The following is a 12,884-nucleotide window of genomic DNA, read 5'->3' on the forward strand; positions in this document are numbered from 1 at the left end:
ATACCTAGCCGTCAAACGGTGTAACCACCCAAATCACATCAAAAAAAGAGTATTTTTTAACATGAGCAACGTCCATCCCGTCATCTTGTGTGGAGGCTCCGGAACCCGGCTGTGGCCGTTGTCCCGCAAGAGCTATCCCAAGCAATTCGTGCCGCTGCTCGGTGAAACCAGCCTGTTGCAGGATTGCGCCGATCGGATGCGGGGTCCGGCCGAGGCACCTTTTTCCAAACCCCTGATTCTGACCAATGAGGCCTTCCGTTTTGTCGTCACCGAGCAGTTGGCCGCTGTCGGAATCGACCCCGGCCCAGTGCTGATCGAGCCCGAAGGACGCAACACGGCACCGGCTATTCTGGCGGCGGCCCTGTACCTGCAACAGCAGGACCCGGACGCGCTGATGCTGGTGGCTCCGTCGGATCATGTCGTCCCGGACAAGGCCGCCTTCTACGCCGCCGTCGAAAAGGGCTTGCAAGCTGTCGCGCAAGACCGGCATCTGGTTACGTTCGGCATCACGCCGGACCGGCCCGAGACCGGCTATGGCTATCTGAAGCTCGCCACGACGCCGGACGCTTCGGGCAAGGCCGTCCCGCTGGACCATTTCGTTGAAAAACCCGATCTCGAACGCGCCCGCCAGATGGTCGCCGACGGGAATTATCTGTGGAATTCCGGGATCTTCCTGTTCGCCGTCCGCGACATCATTTCCGCCTTCGAAGCCCACGCGCCCGATCTGATCGACCCGGTTCGAGTCGCCGTTGAAAAGGCCAAGGCCGATCTGGGTTTCCTGCGGTTGGACCGCGACGCATGGGAGCCGATCGAAGACATCTCGATCGACTATGCCGTTATGGAGCGGGCCGACAACCTGAGCGTCGTGCCCTTCGCAGGCGGCTGGTCGGATGTGGGCAGCTGGTCTGCCGTGCAGGAACTGAGCAACCCATCCGAGGATGGCGTGGCAACCGCCGGCGAGGTGACGGCGATCGACTGTCGCAACGTTCTGATCCGGTCGGAATCGCCAGCCCAGGAAGTCGTGGCGATGGGACTTGAGAATATGATCGCCGTGGCCATGCCCGATGCTGTGCTGGTAGCCAGCATGGACAAGGCGCAGGACGTCAAGACAGCGGTCGCGGCCCTCAAGGCAAAGGGCTCCAAACAGGCTGAACAGCTGCCGGTGGACCATCGCCCGTGGGGCTGGTTCGAAAGCCTGGTCGTGGGCGACCGGTTTCAGGTGAAGCGCATCCATGTGCACCCCGGCGCCGCGCTGAGCCTGCAGTCACATCACCATCGGGCCGAACATTGGATCGTCGTCGAAGGCACCGCAAAGGTCACGATCGACGATAAGGTGCAGTTGGTGAGCGAAAACGAGTCGGTCTATATCCCGCTGGGCGCCGTGCACCGGATGGAAAACCCCGGCAAGGTGCCGATGGTTCTGATCGAAGTTCAGACCGGAAGCTATCTGGGCGAGGATGACATCATCCGGTACGAGGATGTCTATGCCCGCAGCTGAGCATCCCGGCGGATGACCCCAGGGGCGGCCCCATGGCGGCCCCTTTTTTTGTGCGGCCAACAGAATCACCTTGATGCGTCGCCGCCCTTAGATGGCAACAAACCACACCATCGCCCCGATTTGTTTCGCCATTGGAAATCACCACTTTCGAATTTGTTTCCGTACCGTTCGCACGGGAAAGCGCGCATTGACCACAGGCAGGGCAGAGTGACGCGCAAAGCACTCACTGACCCGACAGCCCAAGGAGGATGCCCGCCGTGTCACAAACCACTCCCCGCCTGAACCTGCCCTTTCTGCAACCGTCTCAGGCGCAAAAACATGTCACCCACAACGAGGCCCTGCGTGAGCTGGATCTGGTCGTGCAGCTCAGCGCGATTGCGCTGAACGAAAACACCCCGCCTGCGGTACCCGCGCAGGGGGCGGTCTATGGATTGGGATCCGCGCCCACCGGCGCCTGGGCCGGGCACGCGGGCAAGCTGGCGGCCTGGCTGGACAATGGCTGGTATTTCGTGACCCCCAGAACCGGTTGGCGGATCTGGGATGAAACCGCCGGGCGGTTGAAGTCGTGGGACGGGAACGGTTGGATCGATCCGCCGGTCGAAACGTCCAACCTTGCGGGCATCGGTATCGCAACCGGCTATGACGGCACGAACCGTCTGTCGGTCCGCAGCCCGGCCACGCTGCTGACCCATGACGGGGCCGGGCATCAACTGAAGATCAACAAGGCCGCTGCATCCGACACTGCATCCCTGCTGTTTCAGTCCAACTGGACCGGCCACGCCGAGATGGGTCTGGCGGGAAACACCGACTTCTCGATCAAGGTGTCGCCGGATGGCGGCAGCTGGACCGAGGCACTTCGTTTGGACGCGGCCACGGGCACTGCGGCCGGGGCCGCAGTTCAGGCCAGCGCGACTGACGTAACCCCCGGCCGACTGATGCGGGCGGATTTTGGCTATGGGCCGGGCAACCTGCTGGGCGCAGTCAGCCAGTCCGGCGGCACACCGACCGGAGCGGTGATCGAACGCGGCGCCTCGGCTGACGGCGAATATGTCCGCTTTGCCGACGGCACCCAGATCTGCACAACAAGCCCTGCTGGGGTCGGCTGTATCGCCAATGCCGGCGCCCTATTTGCAAGCGCCACCCAAACCTGGACCTACCCGGTGCCCTTTGTCAGCGGCAGCTCGCCTGCCGTCTCGGGCAGTGGCGGGGCCACGGGCCGGTTCCTCAGCCTTGGAGCCGCAACCGACAGTCAGGCCGACTGGCAGGTCTTGTCGACAATCTCGGACACAACGGCAATCGCGCCTGCACTGGTCGCAATCGGTCGGTGGATCTGACCTGCTCAGCCACCCGGCCTTCGGGCCGGGCCGCTACTTGGCGCGTAGGCCGTGCTCGGGCTGCTCAAGGAACCAGGCATAGGTCTGGCGAATGCCGTCCTCGAGCCCGATGCGCGCCGTCCAGCCCATCCTCGCCAGCCGCGAAACATCCATCAGCTTGCGCATCGTGCCGTCGGGTTTGCTGGGGTCCTGGGTGATCCTGCCCTGGAACCCCGTGACCTTGGCCACCAGCGCGGCCAGTTCCGCGATCGAGACGTCCTGCCCGCACCCGACATTGATGTGGCTCAGCATCGGCTGGGTGTTGGCCTCGTAGTCGGCTCGCGGCAAGTCCAGCACGAACAGCGACGCCTCGGCCATGTCATCGACATGCAGGAATTCGCGCCTGGGTTTGCCGGTGCCCCAGATCACCACCTCGTCCAGCCCGTCGCGCGCGGCTTCGTGAAACCGGCGGATCAGGGCGGGCAGAACGTGGCTGTTTTCAGGGTGAAAGTTGTCGCCCGGTCCGTACAGGTTCGTCGGCATGACCGAGCGGTAGTCGACCCCGTGCTGGCGATTGTAGCTTTCGCACAGCTTGATCCCCGCGATCTTGGCAACGGCATAGGGCTCGTTCGTGGGTTCCAGCACACCGTTCAACAGCGCATCTTCGCGCATGGGCTGGGCGGCCTCGCGCGGGTAGATGCAAGAACTGCCCAATTGCAGCAGGCGCCGCACACCGGCGGCAAAGGCCTGATGGATCACGTTGCACTCGATCATCAGGTTGTCATAGATGAAATCCGCCGGATAAGTGTTGTTGGCGTGGATGCCGCCCACTTTGGCGGCGGCAAGGATCACCACATCGGGGCGTTCGGCCTGCATGAAGTCGCGCACCGCCGCCTGATCGGTCAGGTCCAGTTCTGCGTGGGTGCGCGTGATCAGCTGCAGGTCCTCACCCTGGGCCTGACTCGTCTGAAGACGGTGCAGAATCGCGCCTCCGACCATGCCGCGATGTCCGGCGATATAGACCTTTTGCATTTTGACCCCCCTCAGCCGTTTTCGAGGCTGACCGGCAGTTCATAGCCATGCTCTTTCAACAGGGCGTGGCGTTTGGCCGTTCTCAGATCTTCCCGGACCATTTCGGCGCACATTTCCCGCGCCGTCAGTTCCGGCTCCCAGCCCAGTTTTTCCTTTGCCTTGGTCGGGTCGCCCAGCAGGGTGTCCACCTCGGCCGGACGGAAATACTGCGGGTCGATGCGCATGATCACGTCGCCCGGTTTCACAGCCGGAGCGTCCTCGCCTTCGATCGCCGTCACCGTTGCAACCTCGTCGACGCCACTGCCGGAGAACTCGACCGAGATCCCTAGTTCGGCCGCCGACCATTCGATGAACTCGCGCACCGAATACTGCTTGCCGGTGGCGATCACGAAATCCTCGGGCTGATCCTGCTGCAGCATCATCCACTGCATGCGCACGTAGTCCTTGGCATGGCCCCAGTCGCGCAGACTGTCGATATTGCCCATGTACAAACACTGTTCGAGGCCCTGGGCGATGTTGGCCAGACCGCGGGTGATCTTGCGGGTCACGAAGGTTTCGCCCCGGCGGGGGCTTTCGTGATTGAACAGGATCCCGTTGCAGGCATACATCCCATAGGCCTCGCGGTAGTTCACCGTGATCCAATAGGAATACAGCTTGGCGACGGCATAAGGCGAACGGGGGTGAAACGGCGTGGTCTCGCGCTGCGGGATTTCCTGGACCAGCCCGTACAGCTCTGAGGTCGAAGCCTGATAGAAGCGCGTCTTTTTCTCGAGCCCCAGAAAGCGGATCGCCTCGAGCAGCCGCAGGGTACCGATTGCATCGACATCGGCGGTATATTCCGGCGCCTCGAAACTGACCGCCACATGCGATTGCGCACCTAGGTTGTAGACTTCGTCGGGTTGAACCTCTTGGATGATCCGGGTCAGGTTCGACGTGTCGCTGAGGTCACCATAGTGCAGGCGCAGTTTGGGGTTGGGCTCGTGCGGGTCTTGATAGATATGGTCGATCCGCTGCGTGTTGAACGAAGAGGCCCGCCGCTTGATTCCGTGAACTTCATACCCCTTGGCCAAAAGAAACTCTGCCAGGTAAGAACCGTCCTGTCCGGTGATCCCGGTAATCAGCGCCGTTTTCGTCATCGAATGCCTCAAAAATCCTAGGGGTATTTGGGTTTCGCTCCTAAAACAGCAAGACGAACCAGATTGCAAGCCGGTCCGGCAGACAGCCATTGAAACCGGCGGAAGATTCTCAGAATGTGTGCCCGCCCGCCACGGTGGGTACCAGAAAGGGATAGTGGACAATGCGTATTGCGATGATCGGCACCGGTTACGTAGGGCTGGTGTCGGGGGTGTGTTTCTCGGATTTCGGCCATGACGTGATCTGCGTGGACAAGGCCGAAGACAAGATTCGGATGCTACAGGCGGGTCAGGTTCCGATCTATGAGCCGGGGCTGGACATGCTAATGGCCAAGAACGTGGCCGCCGGACGGCTCAGCTTCACCTCCGATCTGGCCCGGGCGGTCGATGGGGCCGATGCGGTGTTCATCGCCGTTGGCACGCCGACCCGCCGCGGAGACGGGCATGCCGACCTGACCTATGTGATGGCCGCCGCCGACGAGATCGCCCGCGCCCTGACCCGCTATACCGTGGTCGTCACCAAATCGACCGTGCCCGTGGGCACCAACCGCAAGGTTCACGAGACCATTTCTGCCGCCAACCCCGAGGCCGATTTCGACGTCGCCTCGAACCCCGAATTTCTGCGCGAAGGCGCGGCGATCGACGATTTCATGCGTCCCGACCGGGTCGTGGTGGGCGTCGAGAGCGACCGCGCCGCTCAGGTGATGGCAGACATCTATCGCCCCTTGTACCTGCGGGACTTTCCGATCCTGACCACCGATCTGGAAAGCGCCGAGATGATCAAATACGCGGCCAATGCCTTTCTGGCGACCAAGATCACCTTCATCAACGAAATCGCCGGCCTGTGCGAGCGGGTCGGCGCCGACGTCAAGGAGGTGTCGCGGGGCATCGGTCTGGACGGGCGCATAGGCAACAAGTTCCTGCATGCCGGTCCCGGATATGGCGGGTCTTGCTTTCCCAAGGACACTGCCGCGCTGGCGCGGATCGGCCAGGATCACGCCTTTCCCATGCAGATCACCGAGACAGTCATGCGGGTGAATGACGAGGTCAAGAAGCGCATGATCGAAAAGATCCGAGACGCCTGCGGAGACAGCTTCAACGGCAAGACCATCGCGGTGCTGGGCGTGACCTTCAAGCCCAACACGGATGACATGCGCGATGCACCCTCGCTGACCATCGTACCGGCGCTGATCGGCGGCGGCGCTCAGGTGCGCGTGGTCGATCCGCAGGGCCGCGCCGAGGGCGAGGCCCTGCTGCCGGGCGTGATATGGGAGGACGACCCCTATGCCGCCGTGCGCGATGCCGATGCGGTCGTGCTGCTGACCGAATGGAACGAGTTCCGCGCTCTGAACCTGTCCCAGATGGCCCGGGCGATGAAATCCCCGCGGATGGTCGATCTGCGCAACATCTACGCCCGCGAAATGGCGCTGAAATCGGGTTTCGACACCTATGTTGGCGTAGGCCGCTAGGCCCGCCGCATCACAGCGCCGCCGCCCAGACGCGGTACCGCCCCTGCCCAGTCACCTCGCGGATCAGCCCGCGGCTGGTGAACTTGTCGAGATTGCGCTGCACCGCCGCGCGCGAGGCCTGCGTCAGTTGCTCGGCCAGCGGCGCCGAAACCATAGGCCAGGCGGCCAGAACGTCGATCAGAACCGGCGGTGTCCGGCCGCTCAGATCATCGGTCGCGGCGCGAGCGCGCGACTCCCAGGCGCTGACGCGATCCAGGTGCAGCAGGGCGGCCAGCGCCGCCTGCCCCGCGCCGCGCACCCACGCGCCCAGCTTGTCTTCGGGCGCTCCTGCGCTGCGCAACGCCCCCGGCCCCGACAGCGCCAGCGGCATGAACAGCGCCCCACCCCGCCCCATCGTGGCCGCGTGGCGAGCGGCGATGACAGCGGCCTCGGTGTCCTGACCCATCCCTTGCGACAGCGCGCGCCAGGCGTGAAAGGCGATGGCCGACTGGGTCACCGGGTGCAGATCGGCGGCAGAGTCCATCACCTCGGCCAGATCGGCCACGGCCTCGGGCACCTCGTCGATGCCCTGCGCCATCCGGTCCAGAAACGCAGCCAGCCCGTGCTGCCAGCCCCCGTCGGACGGACCGGCCCCTGAGGTCAGCCGCCGCACCGCCCAGCCCGCCCGAAACAGGGCCTGTACGTCGTCGCCGGTGGCTCCGATGCGCAGCCCGGTCCACAGTGCCAGCCGGTCGACGCTGATCCGATCGCCGGTCCACCAACCCAGATCGGACACGTCCATCAGCGCCAGCCGATGCGTCCAGCCCGCCGGACCCGCCCGCAACCGTTCGTCCAACGCGCCGAAGGTCAGGGTCAACTCGGCCAGGTCCTGCGCCACGGCGGCCTGCGCCGCGCGCCACTCGCGCGGATCGAACAGCAGGCGCCGGTCCGCCCGGGGACCGGGCGGCAAAAGATCCTCGACGGCCGGGTCGCTGTCGGGGGGCAGAAACCACAGGTCCTCGTCTTCCGGGGGATCGACATCATAGATGCTGCGCGGGCCGGCAAAGGGCTCGTCCTCGTCGGGGTCGGGGGAATGCGGTCCTGACATCATGACCTGCATTCTTCGGCGATTTTCAACGCTTCACAAGAGGGCCGGCGGCATTTCCGCCCAGCGGTGCCGGTGCTGGCGGTTATCGGGTTGAACAGGTCCGAGCTTCCCCGTTACCCCTTGGGCGACCAAAATCAGCCCAAGGGGACAGAACATGAGCGAAACGGTAAGGCTGACGCCCGAGGAAATGACCGATCTGAGCCTGAAGGTCCTGACCCATGTGGGCTATGGCCCCGACCACGCGCAGGCGATTGCGCGGATGCTGACCACCTGCCAGATGGATGATTGCCGGTCGCACGGGTTGTTTCGCCTGTTCATGTGCGCCCAGACCATGCAGGCCGGCAAGATCGACGGCCATGCACAGCCCGAGGTCACCTCCTCGGACAATGCCATCGTGCGCGTCGACGCGCGGGGCGGCATGTCGTTGCTGGCATTCCAGACCGGCATGCCGCATCTGGTCGACAAGACTCGCACCCACGGGATCGCGGCCATGGCGATCAACCGCTGTTTTCATTTCTCGGCCCTGTGGCCCGAGGTCGAGGCCCTGTCGGCCGAGGGGCTTGCGGCCATGGCGATGGTGCCCAGCCATTCCTGGGTGGCCCCGGCCGGGGGCACGCGCGGCAGCCTGGGCACCAACCCGCTGGCCTTCAGCTGGCCCCGCAGGGGCGAGGACCCGTTCACCTTCGACTTCGCCACAAGCGCCTTCGCCCGCGGCGAGATCGAGCTATACAAGCGCGCGGGCAAACCCTTGCCCGAAGGCGTGGCAATCGACAAGGACGGCAACCCCACGACCGACCCGCAAGCGGCGCTGGACGGCGCGATGCTGACCTTCGGCGGCTACAAGGGCTCGGCCCTGTCGATCATGATCGAGCTTCTGGCCGGCCCGCTGATCGACGACCTGACCAGCCTGGAGAGCATGGAATTCGCCCAAGGAACAGGCGGCGCGCCATACCACGGCGACATCATCATCGCCTTCGACCCCGACCAGTTCAGCGGCGGGCGGCGACAGGCCAACGACGCGCGGGCCGAGCGCCTGTTTGCCGATATCCTCGATCAGGGCGCGCGCCTGCCGTCGCAGCGCCGCTTTGCCGCCCGGGCGCGTAACACCGCCCGGGGATATGCCGAGATTCCGACGCAACTTTACCGCGACCTGCTGGCCCTTCTGGACTAGGCGCCCCAGGTGTCGCGCAGGCGGTAACCTTGCGGCCAGGGATCGTCCGGGTCCAGCATGTGCTGGTGGATGCCGGTGATCCATCCGCGACCCGAGATCTCGGGCAGGATGGCGGCGCGGTCGCCAACATGGGTTGTGCCCAGTATACGGCCGGTAAACCGCGAACCGATGATCGAGACGGCCTCGAAGCTCTGGCCCGGCCGCATCTGCCCCCGCGCGGCCATCAGCGCCATGCGGGCCGAAACGGCGGTGCCGGTGGGTGAGCGGTCGACCTTGCCGGGCTGGATTGCCACCGCGGATCGGCCGGTCAGGCCGGTTTCGGTTTCGGCCAACGGTCCGCAGAAGGCGCAGAACGAAATGTGGTCCCAATCCGGGATCTCGGGATGCGCAAAGCCCAGCTGTGCATTGGCGGCATAGGTAATCGCCACCCCCAAGCGGGCGATGTCGGCGGCCTCGTCCTCGGTTATGCGCAGCCCCAACGCTGCGGCGTCGACCACGACGAAACTGTCCCCGCCATAGGCGGTGTCCACCGTCAGGGTCCCCAGCCCTTCGACTTCGAGCGGCGCGGCGAGGCGGTCGGCAAAGCTGGGCAGGTTCTGCACGAAGATCCGTTCGGCCTTGCCGTTGCGGCATTCGGCCCGCACCCGCACCAGCCCGCCCGGCGCTTCGAGCGTCAGGTGGGTCTCCGGCTCGGTCATCGGCAGGATGCCCCCGTCCAGCAGCACCGTCGCCACGCAGATCGCGTTCGAGCCGGACATGGGTGGCGTGTCTTCGGGTTCCATGATGATGAAGGCGGCGTCGGCCTCGGGGTGTTTGGGCGGCACCAGCAGGTTGACATGGCGGAACACCCCGCCGCGCGGCTCGTTCAGCACGAAGTTGCGCAGGGTCTGGTCGCGGGCGATGAAGCTGCGTTGCTCCCAGATCGTGTCGCCGGGCGGCGGGGCGACGCCGCCGACGATCACATCCCCCACCTCGCCCTCGGCATGGGCCGAGATCACGTGGATGGTCTTGCTGCTGCGCATCACCCGCTCAGAACCGGGTGGCGGCGAAGGGATCGACCGGGATGGCCGGGTCGGTGCCGTCGACCAGCGCGCCCACCAGTTCGGCGGTGCCGGCCGACTGGGTCAGGCCCAGATGGCCGTGCCCGAAGGCATAGACCAGGTGCCGCGATTTCGGAGACCGCCCGATCACCGGAATGCTGTCTGGCAGCGAGGGGCGGAATCCCATCCATTGCGTCCCGCCTTCGGTCTTCAACCCCGGCAGGAACTGGCGCGCCTTGTTCAACAGGGTATCGGCGCGTTTGAAATTGGGCGGCAGGTCAAGCCCGCCCAGTTCGACCGCACCACCGATGCGAACACCGCCGTTGATTTTGGTGGCCACGAAAGCATGCCGCGAGAACGCCAGGTGCAGCCGCAGGTCGAACGCGCCCGGCGGCAGGGTCGTGTTGTAGCCGCGCTCGGTCTCCAGCGGAATCCGGTCGCCCACCGTACGGGTCAGGTGGTGCGACCATGCGCCCGCGGCCACCACGACCTTGCTGGCATCCGCCGCCCCCTGATCGAAGCGCACCCAGACGCCCGTGTCCGACAGCTCCAGCGCGCGCACGGGGCGCGTCTCGATCACCCCGCCACGGTCGCGGAACACCTGCGCCAGATGCTCGACCCAGCGTTTGGGGTCGACGGTGTTCCACCAGTGTGGCGTGAACCCGGCATGGGTGAAACGCGGGCTGAGCCCGGGCTGAATCTCGGCGATCGCCTCGGGGCTTTCCAGCAAGTCGAAGGCGATGCCATGCTGGCGACGCAACTCCCACGTGGGCAAGGCGGCGCGGAACTCGGCCGCGCTTTCATACAGTTGCAGCTGTCCGTCACGCTGCATCATCGCCTCGCCACCCGTATCGGCGATCTGCCGTTCGGTCGCGGCCTGGCACAGGCGCATCAGGCTGGCCTGCGCGGCGACCAGCGCTTGATACCGGCTGGGGCGGCTGGCCCGCCAGAACCGCCACATCCACGGCGCGATCTGCAGGGCATAAGCGGGCGGAATCGACAGCGGCCCCAACGGATCGAGCAGCCATTTTGGGGCCTTTTTCATGATCCCGGGGGTGGCCAACGGTTCGACTTCGGGGAAGGCGAACGCTCCGGCGTTACCCGCCGAACTGCCCGCGGCCACGCCTTCGCGGTCCAACACCTGCACGGCGTAACCCCGACGCTGCACCTCAAGTGCCGCGCTGATGCCGACCACGCCGGCACCTATAACGATGACGTCTGTCTTCATTTGATCTCTATTTTTTTCATGTGATCGCTATACCCGAACGGAATGCATCGGCGGGATCAAAAATCAAGCGGCTTTCAGCCATCACGAAAGCCTGACCGGTGATCGAGGGGATCACCCCGCCGTTCGGACCAGGCTGATAGGACAGCCGATAGGGGCTGCCGATGACGCTGGCCTGCACGATTTCATCACCGGGCGCCAAGCGGCCGTCGGCCGCCAGACACGCCAACCGCGCCGAACTGCCCGTGCCGCAGGGCGAGCGGTCATAGGCGTCATCGGGGCACAGAACGAAGTTTCGGCTGTGGACGTCGGGGGCCGGCGCGGCCTCCTGAAAAATCACATGGTCGATCGGCTCTCCGGCTTCGCCGCCGATACCCGCGGCATTGGCCGCACGGCGGATGGCGACGCCCAGGTCGGTCAGGGCTCGGATATTCGCGGGCTCGACCGGCACCGGGCTGGGATCGACGATGAAGAACCAGTTGCCGCCATAGGCGACGTCACCGGTCACCGTGCCGTGGCCCGGCACCTCGATCTCGACCGCGCGGGCCACGCGGCGGCTTTCGACATTTGTCACCGTCACCGTGTGCGCGTCGTGCAGCCGGACCGAGACCACCCCGGCCGGAGTCTCGATGCGGTGCGTGCCAACCCCGATCCGGCCCAGATGCGCAAGCGTCACGGTCAGCCCGATCGTGCCGTGCCCGCACATGCCAAGCACCGCATCCGCGTCGAAATAGATCACCCCGGTCACGCAGTCCGGGTCGACCGGCGGCACCAGCAGCGCCCCCACCATCGCCGGCTGGCCGCGCGGCTCGCGCAGGACCGCGTGGTAGAAATCGGCGTGGTCGCGGGCCAGCCTCCCGGCCCGGTCGGCCAGCGGGCCGCTGCCCAGATCCGGCCCGCCCTCCAGGATCACCCGCGTGGGTTCGCCGCCGGTATGGCTGTCGATCACATGCATTCGGCGATCACCCCGCCCTGCCGCGACCAGTCCGCGAACCAGTTGCGGAACAGCGCATATTGTTGCTCGCAATAGCGGCGCTGCGCGTCGCTCAGCTCGTCGGTCTCGTTGAAATGCAGGCGGTATTCCTCTTCGCCGTTCAGCACCAGCAGGTATTTGTAGTACAGCACCAGGTCAGTGCCCTCGTCGAAACTGGACAGCACGCCAAGCGCCTCGTCCAGTTCGCGGGCGCGCAGGCGGGCCTCGGTATGGCCCTCGGCCGCCTTTTTCGACAGCGCCGCCAGCAACAGCGCCTCTTTCGGCAGCGCGGTGCCAATGCCGGTGATCGACCCGGTGGCCCCGCAGTTGACGAAGCCGTTGTAGACCTCGGTATCGACGCCGACCATCAGCGTCACCTCATCGTCGCGGCTGGTGATGTGCTCGGCCGCATAGCGCAGGTCGGCGCTGCCGCCGAATTCCTTGAAGCCCACCAGGTTGGGGTGTTCGGCCCGCAGCGCAAAGAACAGATCGGCGCGGGTGGCAAAGCCGTAGACCGGGCTGTTGTAGATAATCGCAGGCACGTCGGGCGCCGCCGACAGGATGGCCTTGAAATGGTTGCGCTGCGCCGCCAGCGAGCTGCCGCGCGACAGCACCCGCGGAATCACCATCAGCCCCACCGCACCGACTTTCTGCGCATGCGCCGCATGCGCCACCGCCGAGCGCGTGTTGATCGCCCCCGTGCCCACCACGACTGGAAGGCCCGCCTGCACCAAACGCTCGACCCCTTCCATACGCTGGTCATCGGTCAGCAGCGGCCAGTCGCCCATCGACCCACAATAGACAACCGCGGACATCCCCGCCTCGATCATCTGCTGCCCTTTGCGAACCAGAGCGTCATAGTCAGGGGTTCGGTCGGCCTTGCACGGCGTCATCAAGGCCGGCATCGTGCCCGAGAAAACATTTGGTCGCATCGGCAGTCCTT

At 65.3% G+C, this 12,884-nt stretch carries 11 protein-coding genes; 4 read left to right on the forward strand and 7 right to left on the reverse strand.

All coding sequences use genetic code 11. From position 1 onward, the window contains the following. The first annotated feature begins 61 nt into the window (after positions 1-61). Together AC2FNS_RS15495 and AC2FNS_RS15500 are read left to right on the forward strand one after the other, a co-directional pair. The gene (locus tag AC2FNS_RS15495) at positions 62-1,498 is read left to right on the forward strand and encodes a mannose-1-phosphate guanylyltransferase/mannose-6-phosphate isomerase (protein WP_496713334.1); all 1,437 of its coding nucleotides are present in this window, start codon (positions 62-64) and stop codon (positions 1,496-1,498) included. Between the two features lie 248 nt (positions 1,499-1,746). After that, a complete protein-coding gene (locus AC2FNS_RS15500) occupies positions 1,747-2,832 on the forward strand; it encodes a DUF2793 domain-containing protein (RefSeq protein WP_496797822.1) in 1,086 nt (361 codons plus the stop codon). 33 nt (positions 2,833-2,865) lie between these two features. Here the strand turns inward: AC2FNS_RS15500 and fcl are convergent, their stop codons facing one another. Together fcl and gmd are read right to left on the reverse strand one after the other, a co-directional pair. Beyond that, positions 2,866-3,843 carry a GDP-L-fucose synthase gene (gene fcl / locus AC2FNS_RS15505; RefSeq protein ID WP_496713338.1) on the reverse strand — a complete coding sequence of 326 codons (978 nt, stop codon included), beginning with the start codon at positions 3,841-3,843 and terminating at the stop codon, positions 2,866-2,868. A gap of 11 nt (positions 3,844-3,854) precedes the next feature. After that, the gene (gmd, locus tag AC2FNS_RS15510) at positions 3,855-4,979 is read right to left on the reverse strand and encodes a GDP-mannose 4,6-dehydratase (protein WP_496681540.1); all 1,125 of its coding nucleotides are present in this window, start codon (positions 4,977-4,979) and stop codon (positions 3,855-3,857) included. A gap of 161 nt (positions 4,980-5,140) precedes the next feature. On the opposite strand from gmd, the gene AC2FNS_RS15515 reads away from it, so the two are divergent. Next, a complete protein-coding gene (locus tag AC2FNS_RS15515; protein ID WP_496713340.1) occupies positions 5,141-6,445 on the forward strand; it encodes a UDP-glucose dehydrogenase family protein in 1,305 nt (434 codons plus the stop codon). 10 nt (positions 6,446-6,455) lie between these two features. On the opposite strand, the gene AC2FNS_RS15520 is transcribed toward AC2FNS_RS15515, so the two are convergent. Next, the gene (locus AC2FNS_RS15520) at positions 6,456-7,544 is read right to left on the reverse strand and encodes a helix-turn-helix domain-containing protein (protein ID WP_496681544.1); all 1,089 of its coding nucleotides are present in this window, start codon (positions 7,542-7,544) and stop codon (positions 6,456-6,458) included. A 142-nt stretch (positions 7,545-7,686) separates the two neighbouring features. Between AC2FNS_RS15520 and AC2FNS_RS15525 the strand changes: the two genes are divergently transcribed. Continuing rightward, the gene (locus tag AC2FNS_RS15525) at positions 7,687-8,703 is read left to right on the forward strand and encodes an Ldh family oxidoreductase (protein ID WP_496803905.1); all 1,017 of its coding nucleotides are present in this window, start codon (positions 7,687-7,689) and stop codon (positions 8,701-8,703) included. On the opposite strand, the gene AC2FNS_RS15530 is transcribed toward AC2FNS_RS15525, so the two are convergent. Genes AC2FNS_RS15530 through AC2FNS_RS15545 form a run of 4 tightly spaced genes read right to left on the reverse strand, consistent with a single transcriptional unit; the run spans position 8,700 to position 12,873 of the window. Beyond that, positions 8,700-9,725 (reverse strand): trans-3-hydroxy-L-proline dehydratase, encoded by a 1,026-nt coding sequence (locus tag AC2FNS_RS15530; RefSeq protein ID WP_496797823.1) that lies wholly within the window; start codon positions 9,723-9,725, stop codon positions 8,700-8,702. The two genes, AC2FNS_RS15525 and AC2FNS_RS15530, sit on opposite strands and share 4 nt — an antisense overlap. Positions 9,726-9,732: 7 nt before the next feature. Next, positions 9,733-10,971 carry an NAD(P)/FAD-dependent oxidoreductase gene (locus AC2FNS_RS15535; protein ID WP_496797824.1) on the reverse strand — a complete coding sequence of 413 codons (1,239 nt, stop codon included), beginning with the start codon at positions 10,969-10,971 and terminating at the stop codon, positions 9,733-9,735. Positions 10,972-10,987: 16 nt separating this feature from the next. Next, on the reverse strand, positions 10,988-11,923 hold the full coding sequence (locus tag AC2FNS_RS15540; RefSeq protein WP_496713348.1) for a 4-hydroxyproline epimerase: 936 nt from the start codon (positions 11,921-11,923) through the stop codon (positions 10,988-10,990). Further along, positions 11,914-12,873 (reverse strand): dihydrodipicolinate synthase family protein, encoded by a 960-nt coding sequence (locus AC2FNS_RS15545; protein WP_496713350.1) that lies wholly within the window; start codon positions 12,871-12,873, stop codon positions 11,914-11,916. Before AC2FNS_RS15545 ends, AC2FNS_RS15540 begins: the two co-directional genes overlap by 10 nt. Positions 12,874-12,884 lie beyond the last annotated feature (11 nt).

This window comes from Ruegeria sp. BHSA191, assembly GCF_059613325.1.

What these genes read in the sequence shown, in the direction of transcription:
- AC2FNS_RS15495 (WP_496713334.1), top strand. Translation starts at nt 62, where the DNA reads ATGAGCAACGTCCATCCCGTCATCTTGTGTGGAGGCTCCGGAACCCGG.
- AC2FNS_RS15500 (WP_496797822.1), top strand. Translation starts at nt 1,747, where the DNA reads ATGCCCGCCGTGTCACAAACCACTCCCCGCCTGAACCTGCCCTTTCTG.
- fcl (WP_496713338.1), bottom strand. Translation starts at nt 3,843, where the DNA reads ATGCAAAAGGTCTATATCGCCGGACATCGCGGCATGGTCGGAGGCGCG.
- gmd (WP_496681540.1), bottom strand. Translation starts at nt 4,979, where the DNA reads ATGACGAAAACGGCGCTGATTACCGGGATCACCGGACAGGACGGTTCT.
- AC2FNS_RS15515 (WP_496713340.1), top strand. Translation starts at nt 5,141, where the DNA reads ATGCGTATTGCGATGATCGGCACCGGTTACGTAGGGCTGGTGTCGGGG.
- AC2FNS_RS15520 (WP_496681544.1), bottom strand. Translation starts at nt 7,544, where the DNA reads ATGCAGGTCATGATGTCAGGACCGCATTCCCCCGACCCCGACGAGGAC.
- AC2FNS_RS15525 (WP_496803905.1), top strand. Translation starts at nt 7,687, where the DNA reads ATGAGCGAAACGGTAAGGCTGACGCCCGAGGAAATGACCGATCTGAGC.
- AC2FNS_RS15530 (WP_496797823.1), bottom strand. Translation starts at nt 9,725, where the DNA reads ATGCGCAGCAGCAAGACCATCCACGTGATCTCGGCCCATGCCGAGGGC.
- AC2FNS_RS15535 (WP_496797824.1), bottom strand. Translation starts at nt 10,971, where the DNA reads ATGAAGACAGACGTCATCGTTATAGGTGCCGGCGTGGTCGGCATCAGC.
- AC2FNS_RS15540 (WP_496713348.1), bottom strand. Translation starts at nt 11,923, where the DNA reads ATGCATGTGATCGACAGCCATACCGGCGGCGAACCCACGCGGGTGATC.
- AC2FNS_RS15545 (WP_496713350.1), bottom strand. Translation starts at nt 12,873, where the DNA reads ATGCGACCAAATGTTTTCTCGGGCACGATGCCGGCCTTGATGACGCCG.